Genomic DNA, 19074 nt, shown 5'->3' with positions numbered 1-19074 from the left:
CGCCGAGCGGTCTTACTGGCTCAAACCCTGAATGTACTGGGACACAGCCGCGATCTCGGCGTCGCTCATCTTGGCGGCGATGATACGCATCATGCCGTTGGGATCGTTGGCGCGCTCCTGGTCACGGAAATAGCCGAGGGTCTGCTTGACATAGTCCGCATGCTGGCCGGAGAGACGGGGGAACTTGGACAAGCCCTGCCCCATGCCGGCGGGACCATGACAGCCGCTGCATGCAGGAACGCCGGTGGTCGGGTTACCAGCGCGGAAGAGCTTTTCGCCCAGCTTGGCCGCTTCGGGATCAGCCTTGCCTCCGGTCTGCTTCTGGCTGGAGAAATAGGCCGCGACGTCCACGACTTCCTGATCGGTCAGAGGCAACGCCATAGGCGTCATCTGAACGTTGTAGCGATCGCCCGCCTTAAAGTCCATCAGCTGCTTCTTGATGTACTCGGGGTGCTGACCAGCGAGCTTCGGCCAGGTGGGCACGATACTGTTGCCTTGCGGACCATGACACGCCATGCAGATGCTATTGGCCTTTGCCGCGCCAGCCTCGGGGTTCGGCTTGAGCTGCTCGGCAGCCTGAACCGTGCCACCAGCCAACGCAGCCGCCACTGAAATCGTTACCAGCCAAGTCTTCATCATCGCTAATGCCTAAATCTAAATCGTGTTCGGGGCCTCGTCCTGATCCGTTGACGAAAGGCCGATGGAGTGAGGGTGCATAAAATCTGGCGATATATATCAGATATTTGGCATCTCGGTCAAACCGCATGCCCCTTTGATGACCGCGTCCACCCGATCGCGCACCGAGCCATAGACAGGCATATTTGCGGAAATATCCCGAACGACCTCAAGGTCGCTTCGATCGCGGACCCGAGGTCTGAAACGGGCAGGGACAACAGGCGCCGAATACCCGGTTTGAACACGCGGCGCGCACGGCGGCACTAACTCAGTGGGCCATGCTCGAATGATGCATCTGTCCCATCTCGATCCGACGCACCGGAACCTTGAGCGCCATCCGCTCGCCGTCATCGAAGACCAGCGTCAGATCGATGGTGGTCTCGGGATCGAGCGGATGCTGGAGACCGATGAGCATAATGTGAAGCCCGCCAGGAGCCAGTTCGACCGACTGACCAGCGGGCAGATCGATCCGCTCGATGCGCCGCATCTGCATCATGCCGTCCGCCTTAATGTGGGTATGCAACTCGACGGTCTCGGCGACTGGGCTTTCCGCCCCGACCAGCGCGCGATCCTGCTCGGACGGATTGCTCAGGGTCATGAAGATCGCGCTGTTGGGCTGCCCGGGCGGAACGGCTCGGGCATAGGGATCGGCCACCTCGACATCGGCGGCGAAAACAGCGAATGACAGACTCGCGGCCAGTAGGGCGGTGATGGATCTCAGCGATCGAAACATGGACGACGTCTCCTCAGTGTGATTGTGAACGGACAAGAACACGGACAAGAGGACGACCTGCTAGTCCTCCGCGAGCAATGCGCGAATCGTCTTCGTCACCAAACGGGGCGAAGGCGCATGATCCAAGGTCTCCACCAGACGCCCCTTGGGATCGACGACGTAGGTATAGGCCGAGTGATCCACCAGATAGCCCATCGCCGAATTCCCCTGGGGCACCTTCCGATAGGCGGCCCCGTAAAGGGCCGCGACATGGGCGACCTCTTTCGGAGTGCCGGTGACACCGACGATGTTCGGATGGAAATACCGGGCGTAGCTGGCCAGATGGCCCAGGCTGTCGCGTGCCGGATCGACACTGACGAACAGCACCAGCACCCGATCCAGCTCCCTCGGGGTCAGATCCTGCAGCGCCGACCCCAGATAGGCCAGATTGGTCGGGCAGATATCTGGACAGGAGGTATAGCCAAAGTAGATGAGCACAACCCGCCCACGCAGATCGACCAGACGCACCGGCCCGTTCGCCGAGTGCAGGGTGAAATCGCCCCCTGTGGGCCGGGACGCCACGTCCAACGCACCCGCTCCCAGACCCAAACGCCCGAGCAAGGAATTCCCCGAAAACCACAACAGAAGGAATCCCGCCAGAAGCAGGGCCAACACCAGAATCGCGATGAAGGGTCGAAGCCTCATAGAACCGAAAACAGACACCCGTTGAGATCAGAAACTATTGAAATCCGCTCGTGTCGAGACCCTGAGCGGAGTACGCCGGTCGCATTCCGACCAGCAGACGCCGTGAATCTGGACGACACCGAACCCCATTCCGCAACGGGCGAGCGACTTCACGCGACGAACCCCGCCCGTTGCGGCCTCGAAAAAACCCGGTCAGACCTTTAGAGCCTCGCCCGTCAGACCGTCGAAGAAATCCACCAGCCCGGTTTCGAGCGCATATTCGGCTCCAACCACCATGAGATCCTCCTGCTCGATCATCGACTCGATAATCTCGGAGCCATGCCGCAGATGATCGGCCGAGGCCCGTACGTTCGCCCGCACTGCCGCCTGATGCAACGCCGCCCGATCATTGCGAAGCTCGGTGTCCAGCAGTCCCTGCACCGAGGGCTTCACCCGATTGACGATGGAGTCGATATTGCGCGAACCGGCATCCCCACCGTCGAGCAGGGTTTCGATGGTGGCCGAGACGGCCCCACAGCGCGAATGTCCCAGCACCACCACGAGACGCGTGTGATAGCGCGATACGGCGAACTCCACACTCCCGACCTGGGACGGAGCCACAATGTTTCCGGCGACGCGGATCACGAAGAGGTCGCCGATCCCCTGGTCGAAGATGATCTCGGCCGGGACGCGAGAGTCCGAGCAACCGAGAATGATGGCGAACGGCTCCTGCCCGGCCAGAAGATCCGCGCGTTGCTGATGCGACAGGCGACTGTCCAAGGTGTTCGAGTTGCTCGCAAAGCGACGGTTGCCATCGCGCAGACGCTTCAGCGCCTCGATAGCGGAAAGAGAAGTTGCCATGGAAATACCGATGCTTGCCGAATTGGCTGGAAGATGACCACCCCAAAGGGTGGAGTTCACGGGAATCGAACCACCGCGCGCCATTCGCACCAGAAGGGCCACCTGGCAACGGCCGCGACACAGGCCGGACCGTATTGCACCGGTCGATTCCTGTCGCGAAGTGCGGCGACGTTTCAGCCATGCGCTTGAGCGCGCAGAGATCCATGGCCTTGAGAATACTGGACTGGTAACGCTCGGGGAAGCGGCCCGGTCATTTCAGACTCCCAACCAGACAAAATCGTTGGCTCCTTGGGGCCCGATTCCCCACCCCAGACGCAGACCGCCACTCAACCGAAAGATTGCGGCCCCGACGAAACTTCAAGGCCAAGGTGCCGTTTGCCCTGGAGCGATCGATCTAGACCAGGAGCGCTCGGTCCCTGTCGTTCAACCGGCGACCGCCTCGGATCGCTTCCCAAATCGGGCCGTAAACCAGAAGGTGCTGCCGACGCCTGGTGTGCTCCGGGCACCGGCCGTCCCCCCCATGAGCTCGGCAAGCCGCTTGGTGATAAAGATGCCCGTGCCGCAGCCCTCAAACGGACGGTTCATTGAATTGTCCACTTGTTCGAAGAGGCGGAACAACCGTCCAAGGGACTCCTGCGAGATACCGATTCCCGTATCTTCCACCTCGAAGCGCAAAATGACCTCATCGAGCGCGTCGCTCTCGATACCGACCCGAACGAGGACCTCTCCCTGCTCGGTGAACTTGACCGCGTTCGAGACGAGATTGGACAACGCCTGCCTCAAGCGAAACGGATCGCCCAGCAGGGCGGGCGACAGGACCGAATCGATCTCGACCTTCATCAAGAGGCCCTTCTCACTGGCCGAGGAGGCGGCCTCGTCGAACGCCTGATCGACAACATCGGCCACACTGAAAGGCCGCTTATCGAGCCTGACGTCCCCCGACTCGATCCTGGACAGTTCGAGCACGGAATCGACCATCCCGGCCAAGTTCCATCCGGCATCTTCAATGTGATCGACCCGCTTCGACTGCTGGGGCGTGAGACTAGAGCTGCGGAGTAGATAGGACATGCCAGTAATAATATTGAGCGGAGTCTTCAACTCGTGGCTCATATTGGCCAGAAAGGCGCTTTTGGCCCGGCTGGCCGACTCGGCCTGCTCCTTGGCCAAGAGCAATTCCTCGGTACGGGCCTGAACCAGCTCTTCGAGATGCTCGCGGTGCTGCAGCAATTCCTGATTGGCTTCCAGTAAACGCAAACGGACCAACCCCATCTCGCCAACCATCTCCGCGAGTCGGGTCAAAAAGACCATCATCGAGCGTACATGCTGCTCGCTGAAAACCGGGGTTTCAGCCAATGCAGCTAGATAGGCCTGCTCGTCGAAGCCAAATTCCTGCGCCTGCCCTCGGAAGTACTCGATATCCGGAGGCTCGAAGAAAAACTGTCCGGTAAAGAAATTGGCGACATGCTTGCCGCTCACGAGGATTGGAACCGCAACATCGACCAAACCATTCTTGCAGCGATAGACGTTGTAGGACTCCTTGCGGCTCAAGCGCACAGCGAGCTGGACATCGCTCTCATGACACCGCTTCGCCGTCCGCGAATTCACGCGGTGGAATTGAGTGCAGATCGGGTGCCAGCCCGTGGCAACGAGAATCGTACCCTCTAGATCCAGAATCGCCGTCACCGCACCAGTCAAAGCCGTGAAGCTCTCGCACAGACCCCGCAACTCATCAATGTCGACCAGGTCCACGAATTTCATCTCGACCTCTACACACGCATGCTTAAGGTACTGAATCGCCATCCTGGAGAAGAACAGCCTCGGGTTGACTGAACAAGGCACCAAACCACTAACGTCAGTGGCAAACCGCCCGGAAACCGTTTCCGATAACGATTCTAAGCCATCTAGCCCAGGGCTTTGAAGGTCACGTTAAGTGCTCACGCGCAACACTCTGACTTGGCTCAACCGACGAGGCATTGATCTCGTCAACGGCGCCAAAACCACGGCGAGAAATTGACGTAAGACAATGATTAATAATGTTATGTTTTCGCGCTTTCAAAGCCCTGGCCATCTAGCCCAGCTCAGAACCTGATCTAGCGCAGGGTGAACCGCCGAGGGAGTTGCTCCTTGTCCGCGAGAATCAGGAAAACACAGTAGATTGAAAATAGGTGCCGTAAATGCTTGAACGAGCAGATCAGTCCGACTTATGGGTAAAGATATGAGTCTGCCCCTAATGAGCTATTGGGACACCGTCAAGAAACGAGGGCACAAGGTTCTCGCGTCCTCTTACGCACTCGCCAAATCATATGCGTTGGTCGAACGCGGCCTTTGCTGTAATTTGCAGTACACCTTAGTCAGCCAGTGAGTCGAACGATGGCCAGCACCAAAACCGCCAACTTGACCTTCCGGATCGATCCAGCACTAAAGGAAGCGCTGCGCGCCGCCGCCCAGCACGAGCACCGCTCTGTCTCGAACATGGTCGAGGTGTTGATCCGAGATCATTGCGTCCGCAATGGCATCGCGATTCCGCCCCTTGGACCATCGGGGCCGCCCCAAGGGGATGAGCCCCGGTCATAGATCAAGTCCGCGTGCTCCCCGGCAACGGTGAATCGGCATTTTTCGCGGCTGTCGAAGCTGAACAACCCGGCTGCGCTGGAGTTCGTTACCGTTTATTTGGTATTCCCCCAGGGGGATTGCTTTTCAAAAGTTGCAATATATAAATCTTCAACCTTATCTCTAGCCCATTGAGTTTTTCGCAAAAACTTTAGCGACGATTTCACTGACGGATCATTTTTGAAACAATTTATGTCGATTCTCCGAGCCATCCCATCCCAACCGTAATGCTCCAACAACCTCGTTACAATTTTCTCAAGCGTGATACCATGCAATGGATTATTCGATTGTTGACGACTCATAACTTTCAATGCACCGACATTACGCTGAGTGTTTTTGACCGATAACGCGAGAACAAAAGGTGCCGCTTGCGGCATCGATTTTGACGGTCATATTACTCCATTTTATTTTCAGCCTTTTTGACACGAATCTTGTTGCTGGCAACCGTCATATTATTCAGGTTTTTCATCGCGGCCTTGGCTTCTCCAGGCTTCGGCATTTCCACAAACGCAAACCCCTTGGATCCGCCAGTAGCCTTGTCCAAGACTAAATCACAATATTGTACGGCACCATATTCCTGGAAAAGGGTCTTTAGCTCGTCTTCAGTCGTACTGCGGTCAAGATTACGCACTATCAATTTCATCAGTTAATAAGCCATTAAGTTTCAAGTGAATGCGCAAACATTCATTTTCTGTTTTGCGCATCCTGGATGTTGTTCTGATCCAGCCAGGCTCGGCTGGCTGGTGACGCGACGAAGGCCGAGCTGGGGCGGTCCTGAGGACGACAATCCTCAGCGATTCGGACCAAGGCGGTTTAGTCCACCATTTCGATTGGTTGGACCGACACCAACACGCGGATTCGCAACCGGTCGAACCACACAGCCTTTAGGAACGCCTGCGCTCTTACAATACACGACCGGCGCTACCCTGGCAGGTCGAACTACGCACCCCTTCGGTACACCCACGGCCTTGCAATACACAACGGCGTTTGCGGGTACTGCGGTGAAAGCCAGACCCAAGGCGAGTAAGGAAAATCCGACCGCTCTATTCATCTTGAACTCCTTGCACAGGGCTTCTCGCTGAAGCATCGGTGACATGACCCGGCCAGAGTCATACCTGGGCCAGCCGCCGCAGGATATTGGTGTCATTGATGCTTGATGTGTACGTCTGACCTTGCGGCCGTGGCTTGCCGTATCAACGCCCGCCGCAGCACATAATCTGGATCGCCAGAAGCGGCGCCTTGATGCGCAGAACCATCGCGTGCACAAGGTCGACCGTATCGATGGTGTGGAGCCAGAGCCTTTGCAGGCTACTGAGATCCGCCGACTGCAGTGACTCATGGTTGCTCTAGCACAGGCATTAAGTCCCGCGTGATTATCTGAATCGACGGAGCTATCCTTTCCCCTGAAACCAAAAGGATTGGTCGAACCCTATCCTTGCTGTACCTTGCAGTACATCCTCAGCAAATCGTCGCGTGAGCGATGCCCAGCACCAAGACCGCCACCCTGACCTTCCGTATCGACCCAGCGCTGAAAGAGGCGTTGCGTACCGCGGCTCAGCGGGAACATCGGTCCATCTCGAACATGGTCGAGGTCCTGATCCGGGACCATTGCGGACGCAATGGCATCGCGATCCAAGCACCAAGCCCGCCGGGGCCGCCCGAAGGCAAGGCACCCCGATCCTAACGACAGCAGAACATTCCCCATGGCGATCAAGAAGTCCGACCTTTACTCCTCTCTCTAGGCATCCTGCGACGAGCTTCGCGGCGGCATGGACGCCAGTCAGTACAAGGACTACGTCCTCTTCATGCTGTTCATCAAGTACATCAGCGACAAGTACGCCGACTCCGACGATCTCTTCCCGCCGGTGACCATCCCCAAGGGAGCGAGCTTCAAGGACATGGTCGCGCTCAAGGGCAAGAGCGACATCGGCGACCGGATCAACAAGCACATCATCGCGCCCCTGGTGGACAGCAACGAACGGCTGTCGAAGAGCGACTTCCCGGATTTCAACGACCCCAACAAGCTCGGCGAAGGCCAGGCGATGGTCGAGCGCCTGTCCAACCTCATCGGCATTTTCCAGAAGCCCGAGCTGAACTTCGCCAAGAACCGCGCCGAGCACGACGACATCCTGGGCGATGCCTACGAGTACCTGATGCGCTACTTCGCCCAGGACTCGGGCAAGAGCAAAGGCCAGTTCTACACCCCGTCCGAGGTCAGCCGCATCATCGCCAAGGTGATCGGCATCTCGCCCGAGCAGGCCAAGGCATCCACGACCGCCTACGACCCGACCTGCGGCTCGGGCTCGCTGCTGCTGAAGGTCGCCGCCGAGGCGGGCGAGAGGCGCATCACGCTCGAAGGACAGGAGCGCGACGTGACCACGGCCGGTCTGGCCCGCATGAACATGATCCTGCACGACTTCCCGACCGCGACCATCCGCTCGGGCAACACCCTGACCTCGCCCAAGTTCATGAACCGGGAGCACCTGCGCACCTACGATTACGTGGTCGCCAATCCGCCCTTCTCCGACAAGACATGGAGTACCGGCCTCACGCCCTCGGACGATCCCTGGCAGCGCTTCGCCTGGGGCGAACCGCCGGCCAAGCAGGGCGATTACGCCTATCTGCTGCACATCATCCGCTCGATGAAGAGCACCGCGAAGGGTGCCTGCATCCTGCCCCACGGCGTGCTCTTCCGGGGCAACGCCGAGGCCGTCATCCGCGAGAAGCTGGTGCGCTCGGGCATCCTCAAGGGCATCATCGGGCTGCCGGCGAACCTCTTCTACGGCACCGGCATCCCCGCCTGCATCCTGGTGCTGGACAAGGAGAACGCCGCCGGTCGCAAAGGCATCTTCATGATCGACGCCGCCCAGGGGTTCATGAAGGACGGCAACAAGAACCGGCTGCGCGAGCAGGACATCCATCGCCTCGTCGACACCTTCCGCAAGCAGGTCGACGTGCCGCGCTATGCCCGTCTGGTGCCCTTCGACGAGATCGCCGATCCCAGGAACGACTTCAACCTCAACCTGCCGCGCTACATCGACACCTCAGAGCCCGAGGACATCCAGGACATCGACGCCCACCTCAACGGCGGCATCCCCGAGCGCGACCTGGAGGCCCTAGCCGACTACTGGGAGGTCCTGCCCGGCGTGCGCGCCGCCCTGTTCGAACCGCTGCGAGCGGGCTACGTCCAGCTCAAGATGCCGGTGACCGAGGTCAATTCCGCTATCTTCGACCATGCCGAGTTCGCCGGCTTCAGGACACGGGTGACGGAGCGCTTCGAGCAGTGGCGGCAGTCCAGCACGCCGAAGCTCACCGGCTTCGACCGGGACGGTCGGCCCAAGGAGCTGATCGAGGCCCTTTCCGAGACCCTGCTCGCCGATTTAAAGCGGCTCCCCCTGCTCGACCCCTACGACATCTATCAGCACCTGATGGACTACTGGGCAGAGACCATGCAGGACGACTGCTATCTGGTCGGCGCCGACGGCTGGACGCAGGGCGCGCAGCCGCGCGAGATCGTGCGGATCAAGAACAGGGACAACAAGCTCGTCTGGCCCGAACTGCACGACTATCTGATCGGCAAGCGGCGCTTCAAGTCCGACCTGATTCCCGCCGCGCTCCTGGTCGAGCGCTACTTCACCGCCGAGCGGGACGCCATCGAGGCACTGGACAACCAGATCGCCACCCTGGAGCAGCAGCTCGACGAACGGCGCGAGGAGCAGGGTGGCGAGGACGGACCGCTTGCCGAGGTGATCGAGGGCGAGGGTGACAGGCAGAAGATCACCGCCAAGGCGGTGAAGGCACGGCTCAGGGAGATCGGCAAAAACCCGCTCTACGCCGAAGAGCGCGAGGCGCTCCAAGCCTATGCCGAGCTGCTGGACCGGCAGACCCGCGCCAAGTCCGAGCGTAAGACGGCTCAGGAGGCGCTGGACGCCAAGATCGACGCCAAGTATCCCAAACTCGGCGAGGCCGAAATCAAGACCCTGGTCGTCGATGACAAATGGATGGCGCACCTGTCCGACGCCGTGCGGGGTGAGCTGGACCGCGTGTCGCAGACCCTCACGGGGCGGGTCCGGCAATTGGCTGAGCGGTATGAGAAGCCGCTGCCGCAACTGACCGAGGAGGTGGACCGCCTCGCCGCGCGGGTGGAGACGCATCTGAAGACGATGGGGCTCGCGTGGAACTGATCGACGGCGACGGCTACCGGCAACTGCTCGAAGCCATTTCCGATGCCTACACTCAAGGCCGAGCGCGTGCGGCCCAGGCCGTCAACACCCAGCTGATCGAGACCTACTGGCAGGTCGGACGGCATATCGTCGAATACGAGCAGGCGGGCAATCTCCGCGCCGAGTACGGCAAGGCGCTCATCGGCAATCTGGCCGCCGATCTCGGACGACGCCACGGCAGGGGCTTCAGCCGCAGCAACCTGATCCGAATCCGCCAGTTCTACCTGGCGTACCCAAAAGGTGCGACGCTGTCGCACCAATTGACCTGGTCCCATATCGTCGAGATCCTGAAGATCGACGACCCGCTGGAGCGCAGCTTCTATGCGCAGCAGGCCGTGCGCGAGGGCTGGTCGGTTCGAGAGCTCATCCGTCAGAAGGAGAACGCCCTGTTCCTGCGCCTGGCTGCCAGCAAGGACAAGGCGGGCATCCGGCAGTTGGCGCCCCAGGGCCAGATCCTCGAGCAGCCCGCCGACCTGTTGCGCGAGCCCTATGTCCTGGAATTCCTCAAGATCCCCGAGCCCTATCGGGTCTCGGAAACCCAGCTCGAAACCCTCCTCTGCGATCACCTGCAGCCCTTTCTGCTGGAGCTGGGCAAGGGCTTCACCTTCGTCGGGCGGCAATACCGGATCACGGTCAACAACACCCATTACCGGGTCGACCTGGTCTTCTACCACCGCATCCTGCGCTGCTTCGTCCTCATCGACCTCAAGCTGGGCGAGGTGCGTCACCAGGACATCGGTCAGATGAATCTGTACCTGGGCTACTTCGCCAACGAGGAAAACGTCGAGGGCGACAACCCACCCATCGGCATCATCCTCAGCCGCCACAAGGACGAGCTGCTGGTCGAATACGCCACCTACGGCATGAGCAGCCAGCTCTTCGTCCAGAAGTACCAGCTCTACCTGCCGGAGCGCGAGGACCTGCGTCGCGAGCTGGAGATCACCTTGCGGGAAGCGGCGGAAGGAGGGGTGGCGGAATGAAGACGGGGTACAAGCAGACCGAGGTTGGAGTTATTCCGGAGGATTGGGCGGTTTCGACGGTCGGCCAGGAGTTTGAGATCAAACTTGGCAAGATGCTCGATGCCGAAAAGAACGTAGGGATTCCGAAACCATACCTCGGAAATAGAGCAGTTCAGTGGGATCGAATCGACATCACAGAGCTACCTACAGTGCCTCTGTCTCGCACGGATATTGAAAAATACCGCCTCAGCGAGGGCGATATTCTCGTCTGTGAGGGTGGCGAAATTGGACGAGCAGCAATTTGGGAAGCGCCCATATCAGAGTGCTATTATACCTAGCGAATGCAGGATTTCGGTTCTCAATTACCGATAATCTGGAAGTTCTCAGCAAGCAGCGTGCGCAGTTGGGGCGCATAGAGATCCAGCTCCGCAAAAACTCTTTGCAGGCTATTCGGAACTCGGCAAACCGCTCGTAATAACGATTGTAAAGCACTTGCTTCTTGAAGAATTTCCAGAATCGCTCGATCAGGTTGAGATTCGGGCTATACGCCGGTAATGGCTCAAGTTGAATGCGGGAGTTCTTCAAATATTCCGCGACGAGCTTGGATTTGTAGTAGCGGGCGTTGTCGCAAATCACGATGATGCGAGAGGCCGCTGGGTAAGCGCTCTCCAACTGTTTGAGCAAGGCAATCGTAGAAACCGCGTTGATCGTGTTGTCAATGCGGTACGTGAGTTCCAGCGTCTCAATGTTGATCGCGCCGTTGATGTTCAGCCGCTGCCGTCCGGTGTTGCTCTGGATCGCCTGCTGTTTCCCGCGCTTGATCCAGCCGCAGCCAAGCACCGGATTGTGCTGCGGGTGAACCGCGTCCATGAAGACAATCACGTCCTTTCGGACTTTTTGTCCTTGAAATCCTGGTACTTGGAGACAAACGCCTCCTGAACCTCGACCGGCTGATGCTTGCCTGGCAGCAGCGTCGGTTTCTTGTAGACGTAGCCGAGGCGATGCAGCAGCGCGTTCATGCCGCTGGATGTGTAGCGCACGTCCCAGCGTTGCTCGACGTAGCGCGCCACGTCCGCTGCAGTTTGATACAGCGTGCTCTGCAGATGCGCATCCAGCTCACGCAACTGGGTGCTATCGAGCAACGCTTCACTGCCCACATAGCTCATGCGCAGCAGCTCATCAAGGCCGCCCTTCTGGTAGCGCTTGAAATAGCTGCGCACCGTCTCAGGGTCCAGCAGCAGTGCATCGGCAATGTCCTTCACCCCACGACCCTGACCAAGCAGAATGACCGCATTGATGCGGTAAGCTTCGCGGATGTCGCGCACCCTGCGGTGGACCGCACGCAGCTCAGCTAGCTCTTCATCGCTCAGTCGGTAGTCGTTCATGCGCTGGAGATTACCATGGTGAGCAGACGGTTAACGAGGGAGCCTGAGCCGAAAATTCGTATGAGAGGGGTATAATCTGACACGCAATCCGTGTGTAGAAGTCGCTTGCACCAATGAGACGGGCGTCAACTCCTAGGGCGCTTGCTTCACCTCTTGAAACGAGCCGAGCGGCAGGTATCCACGTGCAGTAAGCGCATAATGCCGATGTATCAGCGATCGTTCCTGGGGTAAGCCTGACGGCGAGCACCGATGGAGATCGATCGTCATCTCGTGTTCATTCAACCTTCATGTTCCCCTGATCCAGGGTCTAAGGTTTTTCCTTAATCTCGTCGCTCCTCCGTCGACGTCCGCTATGACGACTCCAGGGCGTTCGGCGCCACTATAGGATTTTGGAGCCTGACCCATGACCCATGCCTTCAGTAAAGCCATGTGCAGCCTGCCGGTGCTGATGCTGGCGCTCGGTTGCAGCCAGACGACGTCCGCCGATTTCGGAACGCTTGAGTTCTCCGAGGTCTCGGTTCCGCTCACTCAGGACGAGAAGCGAGCGATTCGCGCATCGGACAGTGTGACCATCGACGGCACGACCTATCCCATTGGTTATCACGATCTGGTGCGCACCAACCAGACCTTGAGCAAGCTCGACGGTCGCGGCAGCGAGACCGCCGTCTTCGGGCTGCTCAAGGACAAGGACGGTCAGCCGATGCTTCAAGAGGACGCCAGTCCCTGGGTCTGCACCAATGGTTCGGGGCCGGATCACACCTCGCTGCTGCGCTATGGAACCAGTCTGTTTGCGGTGACCCAGCTCGAATGCAGTGTCGGTGGCGCCTATGTCACCAAGTTGGATCAGGATGCCGAGGGCAATCTCACGGCGCTGTCCACCCGCCCGGTGGATTTCTCCGAGGTCTACGGGACCTACGTCAACTGTGCCGGCGTGACTACGCCCTGGAACAGCCATCTTGGTTCGGAGGAATACGAGCCGCCGATGGCCGTGTTCAATGCCGAAGCCAAGAACCAGGCCTGGTTCGACGATCCGACTTGGCACGACGCTCACATGCAGGCCATCGCCGATTACAACAAGATCGAGAATACCGCCGAGAACGCAGCCTATTTCGGCTACATGTTCGGCTGGATTCCCGAGATCAAGGTCACCTCGGCGAATGGTCGGAACCGGGTCGCCAAGCATTTCGCCATGGGCCGTTTCGCCCATGAATTGGCCTACGTGATGCCCGACGCGCGGACCGTCTATCTCTCCGACGACGGCACCAACGTGGGTCTCTTCCTCTTCGTCGCCGATCGCGCCAAGGTGCTGAGCTCCGGCACCCTCTATGCTGCGCGCTGGATTCAGACCTCGGGGGAGGGCTCCGGTCGCGCCGATATCGAATGGATCAATCTCGGTCATGCCAGCAACGACGAGATTCGTGCCGCCATCGAGGGCAAGACCACCTTCGCCGATATGTTCGAGCGCGTCGAACCGCTCGACGCCGAGGCCGGCACCTGCCCGGACGGTTTCACCAGCACCAACACCTACGACGAGGGTCTGCTCTGCACACGTGTCAAGTCTGGCATGGACAAAATCGCTTCGCGTCTAGAAACCCGTCTCTATGCGGCGCACAAGGGGGCAACGACCGAGTTCCGCAAGGAGGAAGGTCTGACCTACAACCCCGACGACAAGGTGCTCTATGTCGCTATCAGCGAGGTCGCCAAGGGCATGGAGGACGGTGCTTCTCAGGACGTAGGCGGGCCGAATCATATTCGTCTCACCAAGAACAAGTGCGGTGCCGTTTACGGTATGAACGTCCAGGGGGCGATCTCGGATACCGAGGGGAATGCGATCGACAGCGACTATGTCGCTCACAACATGTGGGGCCTGATTGCCGGTCAGGCGAAGGACTACAGCGGCACCGACCTGTCCGCAAACACCTGTGACGTAGAGGGCATCGCCTCGCCCGATAACCTGACCTATCTGCCCAAGTATCGGACTCTGGTCATCGGCGAGGACACCAGCGCCCACCAGAACGACTATGTCTGGAGCTACAACATCGATGCCAAGGCACTGACCCGCATCGCCACCACGCCCTATGGTGCGGAGACGACCTCGCCTTTCTGGGCTGCAAACATCCAGGGTCACGGCTATCTGACCCTGGTCACTCAGCATCCCTACGGCGAGTCTGACGCGGATCAGGCTCTGAGCCCAGACGACAAGGAATCGCACGTCGGCTATATCGGCCCCTTCCCACCGCTGGACTGATCGGCGATCTCGAGCTCGACGGGAGCGCATCCAGAATAGATGCGCTCCCGTGCGTTCGTGCGCTTCATGGAGCAACTTGCGATGAAAAATATGATCTATGCCAGCGGTTTCTGTGGCCTGGTGTTGGTTGGCGCCACCTTGGCCGACGATGTCGCGACCGGCGATTCGATCGTCGACCTGAGCGACGCCCGGATCGGCAATCTGACCGCCTATATCAGCCCCCAGTGCTATACCAAGACCGAGGATGCGGCTGGGCGGATCTTCAATCCCTGTTTCGTCTGTCATACGCGCGGTCGCATTCCGACCTATCTCGACGACAACGATCTACAGCTCAGCTACAGCCTGCCGGGCGATGCGCTGGAGAATCCCTGGAGCAATCTGCGGGTCGATCGCAGCGCCCAGGTGGCGGCGATCAGCGACATGGCGATCCTCGACTATGTTCGTACCGACAACTATCGCGACGATTCGGGCCGTCCGATCCTGGCCGAAACCCTGACCCAAAGTCTTCCCGAGACTTGGGATCTCGACCAGAACGGACGCTGGGACGGCTATGTGCCAGACGCCTATTTTGCGTTCGACGACCAGGGATTCGATCGAACCCCGGAGCAGGGATATAGCGGCTGGCGGGCGTTCGGCTACGCGCCCTTTCCCGGCACCTTCTGGCCCACCAACGGGTCGACGGACGACGTCCTCATCCGTTTGGCGAACGCCTTCCAGCAGGATGCCGAGGGTCGATTCGATCCGCGCATCTATGACATCAATTTGGCGATCGTCGAGTCGCTGGTCCGGCGTCAGGATGTGCACATCGATCCGGTCGACGAAATTGGCCTCGGGGTGGATTTGGACAAGGACGGACATCTGGGCACGGCGACCAGGATCGTCTTCGACTGGGCGCCGCTGGAAGGTCGCACCATGTCCTATGTCGGACGGGCGGGTAGGTCGCAAGCGCGGGGCGAGGTCCATCTGGCGGCCGGTCTCTTCCCAGAGGGCACCGAGTTCCTGCACAGCGTCCGCTATATCGATCTGGATGAAGAGGGCGCGCCGCGTCTAGCCGCGCGGATGAAGGAGCTCAGATACGCACGCAAGAACACCTGGTACAGCTATGCCGAGCTCAAGGGTATCAATGACCGCGAGGGGGCGGAGCGGGCGTTGGATCCCGACATCCTCAAGTCCGTGCCGGGAAACTTCGAGCGCGGAATGTTCACTCAGGGCTGGGTCTATCAGGGATTCATCGAGGACCGCGTCGGTCGTCTGCGTCCGCAGTCTCAGGAAGAGACGCTGTTTTGCATGGGCTGTCATGGCGGGATCGGTGCCACCACGGATACCATTTTCTCCTTCCCGCGCCGTCTCGGGCACGAGACCGATCAGGGCGGCTGGTTCCACTGGAGTCAGCGCGGACTGGCCGGTCTTCCTGAACCGCGTCTGGAGGACGGCGGCTATGAATACAGTCGCTATCTGGAGATCAACGGGGCTGGTGACGAGTTTCGCGCCAATACCGAGGTGATGGCGCGCTTCTTCGATGCCGAAGGGGCCTTGCGTCCCGAGGCAATCCAGTCCTTGCACGAAGATATGGGGACGCTGATTCTTCCTTCCGCCGAACGGGCCCTGATGCTGGACAAGGCCTATCGGGTCATCGTCGAGGAACAGTCGTTCAGACAGGGGCGGGATGCGACGGTCGTTCCGCCGCAGAATGTGCATGAGTCGCTGATCCAGAACCAGCCGACCGGTGTCGCCGAGCCGACACTCTGAGCGTTACCGGGGTTCGGGTCTCATCGGCCTTTCCCGGTGGGATCGGCCTCGGTTTCGACGTCTTCATTTCTTATCGGAGGGACCGCCGAAGAGGTCGGCCAACCCTTCCAGCTCTTCTCGCGCCTGCTCATCATCGAGGTCGGCGTCGCTTGGCGGCTTGTCGGCCTGTTCGTCGTCATCCGCCGGTTGCTTCTCGACTGGCGCGGGCGGGAGTTCGAATGCATCCTCTTCCTCGACCGCTGCCGCGTCTTGATCGGGGGGCGTCGTCTGCGTGTCGGTCGCCGGGGCATCGGGCTCGATTCCGAGCGCGCTCAGTGCAATGTCGTCCAAATCCTCCGGTTCTTCGAGCACGTCGAACTGTTGTTCCTCTTCCACGTCCTCCGTGGGTGGTGTCTGAGTCTTCGCTTCCTCGGAGATATTTTCGAATGTCTCCTCGAACGCTTCCTCCTCTTCTTCCGGTTCGGGTTGCGGCGCCGGCTTGGGTGCCTGTTCGTCGGGCGCTTCGTTCTTGTCGAAGGCCGCCATGTATTCGTCCATGAGGCGTTCGAGCGTATGCTGGGTGTTTTCCAGCTCCAGTGCCAGTGCAGCCTTTTCTTCCTCAAGGCTCCCGACTTCGCTGGCATCTACCATGCCGCTCGGCGTGATGTGCGCCCAGGGGGTCAGAACCTTGGTCAACTCGGCCGGAAGATCCCTTAGCTTGGCGCCGTCGCGCTCCAGGTAGAGACTCAGCATGGCGCTGTAGAAGGCCTTTTCGCGCTCGACATATTCGTCGACCTTCGAGCTCAGCTCGTTTCCTTCCAGTTTGTAGGTGTCCGCGAACAGGTTCGACAAGGCGTCGCGGCGGTCTAGCTCCTGCTCTTGCAGCTCTTCCAGGACCGCGCTGGCATGGTCTTGATCGGTGTGTCGTTGGTTGCGATTGCGCCGCAGGAGCAGGAAAAGGGTTCCCCAGGCGATGAAACCGAACTCCACCGCGAGGATGAGGCTGCCGAGCTCGATGGCCGTCATTGCTTCTTATCCTTCGTCTTGGCTGCTTTCTTCGATGTCTTCTTGGGCTGTTTCAGGAACCAGAGCGTCGGCCCGATGAAGAGCGCCAGGATGACGTTGCCGCCGGCCAGCACGATGGAGAGGTCCAACCAGGAGAAATCCGAAGGCTCTTTCTTTTCGGCAGTGGGCGGAGCCTCGAATTCGAAATCGAAGTGCCCCGTCTCCGGTTTGAAGACGATCGGTTCGCCGCTCGGGGTGCGGGCGAACACCTTACCCGATAGTTCGTAACTCCCTGGCTGCAGTGCCGGGAAACGGAAACCGATGGGAAGTTTCTGTGTGCCCTTGAGTTCGAGTACCGACGTTTTGTCCTTGGGGTCCTTCAGCAGAAGATAGCCGCCGAGGCTCTTGGGGTCGACCAGATCCGCCTCGGCGTTGAGCGTGACCTCAATGTTGTGGGCGGGGAATTCCTCCGATGGCGGACGTTGCTTGTATTCGACCGAAATCGGCGGTCCGCTGACCTTGAAGTGCCGCACCGCCTGGCGTTTGAAGGTCCCGCCGTCGATGACGCATTCGAGCTGATAGTCGCCGGGCGCGAGGTTGTTGGTGCTCAGCGCGGCTTGGAAGCGACCTGTTTTCGAATCCAGCGCCATCTCCACCTCATTCGACGGCGGTGGCGCCGCCTCCAGGGTCTTGGGGGCGTCCACGACCTCGCGTGTCTCGGGCATCTCTCCGACCTCTTCCATGGCGATCTTCGGTTGAGCGGGAGCGGCATTCTCCTGAGTCCCGGTTGCGGTGCGCGTCACGGTGGCCGAGAGCAGCTTGAGCAGATCCGGTCGGGTGACGGGTTGGCGGTGGTCGGTCAGCCAGGTCTCGACTCTGAGGGCCGTCCCGGCGCTCACCCGATTTGCGAGTTCGCCGACCTCGATTCCGAGATCCGTGATGACGACCACACGGTTATCCGGGTCCGAAACGCCTTGCAGGTACCATTCGCCAGGCTTCGGGTTGGCGATGGTGATGAGGTCGTGTCCAGCTTCGGCTCGCCAGACGACGCCTGGGGCCATCTGGCGGGCCGAGATCTTGTTCCCGTCGGGATCGATCAGGGTGGTGCCGACATCGGCATCGTGGAAGGCGAGTAGGGTGAACTCGGAGACCCCGTCGTCGATCCCGAACTTGTTGCCTTGAATTGGCACCGTCGTCGGCGCTGCGGTCTGCTCCAGCATGTGCAGGAAGACCCGTTGCAGGCTATCCGCGTCTTTGGCGGTTTCCTGCCAGCCATTGGTCTGTTCGGCGAGTGTTTTCAGCAGATCCTTGTCGACATTGTCCGAGAGGGCGATGGTGTCGACCCGGATCCGTGCGTTCTGTAGTTTGATGAGCTGATTCGAAATGATGCGCTCACGCGAGGCCGTGCTTTTTTCCTGCTGCTTTGAGACGTCCACCAATCCGTCCGTGAGCAGCACCAGATGACGGTCGTAGGCCTCGTCGGGGGCCTCCCACCCAAGGGTCGCTGTCGCGATCGCGCGCTCGATGTCGGTGAATAGACCGCGCGAATGGATGCGGTCCAGTCGCGAGCGGGTCTTGGCTTTCCATTTGTCGTCGACGTTTCCCGGGGGCGCCAGGACCTCGGTCTTTTCGGCGAACAACCAGACGCCCGCCTTCGCGCCCACTGGCAGCAGTTCGTTGACCAGTTGAAGTGCGGGGATCCGCAGGTTCTTGGGGTCGGTTTGGCGCATGCTCCCGGAGACGTCGATCAGGATGCGGATATCCGGGGTCTTCGCCTCGGCTGCCGCGAACCAGGCCAGCAGGATCAGGAGGAGGGCGCGCTGCCCGGTGATCTGTCGCAGGCTGGATACGATGAATCCATGAATCAGACGGAAGGAGCGTGCCGAATTGAACGGATGCAACATACTGAGTGTCTCGGACCTAAGTCCATTGTCTTGAGTCCTTTCGCACGGCAGAGGAGCTGCCGGGCGACTCGATGTGCACT

16 protein-coding genes and 2 pseudogenes are annotated in these 19074 nt (G+C 59.8%); 7 read left to right on the top strand and 11 right to left on the bottom strand.

Annotation, left to right across the window (positions count from 1 at the left end):
• Positions 1 to 12: 12 nt before the first annotated feature.
• The 5 genes from THIDRDRAFT_RS00560 to THIDRDRAFT_RS00540 all read right to left on the bottom strand — a co-directional run bounded on the left by THIDRDRAFT_RS00560 (position 13) and on the right by THIDRDRAFT_RS00540 (position 4690).
• A complete protein-coding gene (locus THIDRDRAFT_RS00560; protein ID WP_007038828.1) occupies positions 13 to 639 on the bottom strand; it encodes a c-type cytochrome in 627 nt (208 codons plus the stop codon).
• 304 nt (positions 640 to 943) lie between these two features.
• A complete protein-coding gene (locus THIDRDRAFT_RS00555; protein WP_007038827.1) occupies positions 944 to 1408 on the bottom strand; it encodes a copper chaperone PCu(A)C in 465 nt (154 codons plus the stop codon).
• A 60-nt stretch (positions 1409 to 1468) separates the two neighbouring features.
• Complete coding sequence (locus THIDRDRAFT_RS00550; protein ID WP_007038826.1) at positions 1469 to 2092, bottom strand: SCO family protein; 624 nt, start codon at positions 2090 to 2092, stop codon at positions 1469 to 1471.
• Positions 2093 to 2284: 192 nt separating this feature from the next.
• Positions 2285 to 2932 carry a carbonic anhydrase gene (locus THIDRDRAFT_RS00545; RefSeq protein ID WP_007038825.1) on the bottom strand — a complete coding sequence of 216 codons (648 nt, stop codon included), beginning with the start codon at positions 2930 to 2932 and terminating at the stop codon, positions 2285 to 2287.
• Positions 2933 to 3355: 423 nt separating this feature from the next.
• Positions 3356 to 4690 (bottom strand): PocR ligand-binding domain-containing protein, encoded by a 1335-nt coding sequence (locus THIDRDRAFT_RS00540; RefSeq protein ID WP_007038824.1) that lies wholly within the window; start codon positions 4688 to 4690, stop codon positions 3356 to 3358.
• A gap of 612 nt (positions 4691 to 5302) precedes the next feature.
• Between THIDRDRAFT_RS00540 and THIDRDRAFT_RS00535 the strand changes: the two genes are divergently transcribed.
• Positions 5303 to 5506, top strand: a complete 204-nt coding sequence (locus THIDRDRAFT_RS00535) for a type II toxin-antitoxin system antitoxin (RefSeq protein ID WP_007038822.1) — start codon at positions 5303 to 5305, stop codon at positions 5504 to 5506.
• 92 nt (positions 5507 to 5598) lie between these two features.
• On the opposite strand, the gene THIDRDRAFT_RS24320 is transcribed toward THIDRDRAFT_RS00535, so the two are convergent.
• Positions 5599 to 5844: a VF530 family protein gene (locus THIDRDRAFT_RS24320; RefSeq protein ID WP_083827415.1), complete on the bottom strand. Its 246-nt coding sequence runs from the start codon at positions 5842 to 5844 to the stop codon at positions 5599 to 5601.
• 92 nt (positions 5845 to 5936) lie between these two features.
• A complete protein-coding gene (locus THIDRDRAFT_RS00530) occupies positions 5937 to 6173 on the bottom strand; it encodes an RNA recognition motif domain-containing protein (protein WP_425358419.1) in 237 nt (78 codons plus the stop codon).
• An 849-nt stretch (positions 6174 to 7022) separates the two neighbouring features.
• Here THIDRDRAFT_RS00530 and THIDRDRAFT_RS00525 point away from each other — a divergent pair.
• From THIDRDRAFT_RS00525 to THIDRDRAFT_RS00515, 4 genes and pseudogenes are all read left to right on the top strand, one after another.
• Entirely contained in the window at positions 7023 to 7226 is a 204-nt protein-coding gene (locus THIDRDRAFT_RS00525) for a type II toxin-antitoxin system antitoxin (protein WP_007038819.1), read from the top strand.
• A 76-nt stretch (positions 7227 to 7302) separates the two neighbouring features.
• Positions 7303 to 7605, top strand: a pseudogene (locus THIDRDRAFT_RS27205) (type I restriction-modification system subunit M N-terminal domain-containing protein); the annotation flags it as partial.
• Complete coding sequence (locus THIDRDRAFT_RS00520; RefSeq protein ID WP_342610715.1) at positions 7585 to 9726, top strand: N-6 DNA methylase; 2142 nt, start codon at positions 7585 to 7587, stop codon at positions 9724 to 9726. The pseudogene THIDRDRAFT_RS27205 and the gene THIDRDRAFT_RS00520, both read left to right, overlap by 21 nt.
• Entirely contained in the window at positions 9717 to 10745 is a 1029-nt protein-coding gene (locus THIDRDRAFT_RS00515) for a PDDEXK nuclease domain-containing protein (protein WP_007038817.1), read from the top strand. The genes THIDRDRAFT_RS00520 and THIDRDRAFT_RS00515 overlap by 10 nt, the downstream gene beginning before the upstream one ends.
• Before the next feature lie 225 nt (positions 10746 to 10970).
• Here THIDRDRAFT_RS00515 and THIDRDRAFT_RS26620 read toward each other — a convergent pair whose 3' ends face one another.
• Together THIDRDRAFT_RS26620 and THIDRDRAFT_RS26615 are read right to left on the bottom strand one after the other, a co-directional pair.
• A complete protein-coding gene (locus THIDRDRAFT_RS26620; RefSeq protein WP_245535753.1) occupies positions 10971 to 11753 on the bottom strand; it encodes an IS630 family transposase in 783 nt (260 codons plus the stop codon).
• Positions 11711 to 12109 (bottom strand): annotated as a pseudogene (locus THIDRDRAFT_RS26615) (helix-turn-helix domain-containing protein); the annotation flags it as partial. The gene THIDRDRAFT_RS26620 and the pseudogene THIDRDRAFT_RS26615, both read right to left, overlap by 43 nt.
• Positions 12110 to 12512: 403 nt before the next feature.
• Between THIDRDRAFT_RS26615 and THIDRDRAFT_RS00500 the strand changes: the two are divergent.
• Together THIDRDRAFT_RS00500 and THIDRDRAFT_RS00495 are read left to right on the top strand one after the other, a co-directional pair.
• Positions 12513 to 14357 (top strand): PhoX family protein, encoded by a 1845-nt coding sequence (locus THIDRDRAFT_RS00500; protein ID WP_007038813.1) that lies wholly within the window; start codon positions 12513 to 12515, stop codon positions 14355 to 14357.
• An 81-nt stretch (positions 14358 to 14438) separates the two neighbouring features.
• A complete protein-coding gene (locus THIDRDRAFT_RS00495; protein WP_007038812.1) occupies positions 14439 to 16106 on the top strand; it encodes a hypothetical protein in 1668 nt (555 codons plus the stop codon).
• Positions 16107 to 16169: 63 nt separating this feature from the next.
• Here the strand turns inward: THIDRDRAFT_RS00495 and THIDRDRAFT_RS00490 are convergent, their stop codons facing one another.
• The gene (locus THIDRDRAFT_RS00490; protein ID WP_007038811.1) at positions 16170 to 17111 is read right to left on the bottom strand and encodes a hypothetical protein; all 942 of its coding nucleotides are present in this window, start codon (positions 17109 to 17111) and stop codon (positions 16170 to 16172) included.
• Entirely contained in the window at positions 17108 to 18994 is a 1887-nt protein-coding gene (locus THIDRDRAFT_RS00485; protein ID WP_007038810.1) for a vWA domain-containing protein, read from the bottom strand. Before THIDRDRAFT_RS00485 ends, THIDRDRAFT_RS00490 begins: the two co-directional genes overlap by 4 nt.
• Positions 18995 to 19074: the final 80 nt, after the last annotated feature.

Origin of the sequence: Thiorhodococcus drewsii AZ1, assembly GCF_000224065.1 — a bacterium.
Taxonomy (GTDB): domain Bacteria; phylum Pseudomonadota; class Gammaproteobacteria; order Chromatiales; family Chromatiaceae; genus Imhoffiella; species Imhoffiella drewsii.
The sequence above is the reverse complement of the archived record's forward strand: the minus strand, read 5'-3'. Positions and strand labels throughout refer to the sequence as shown.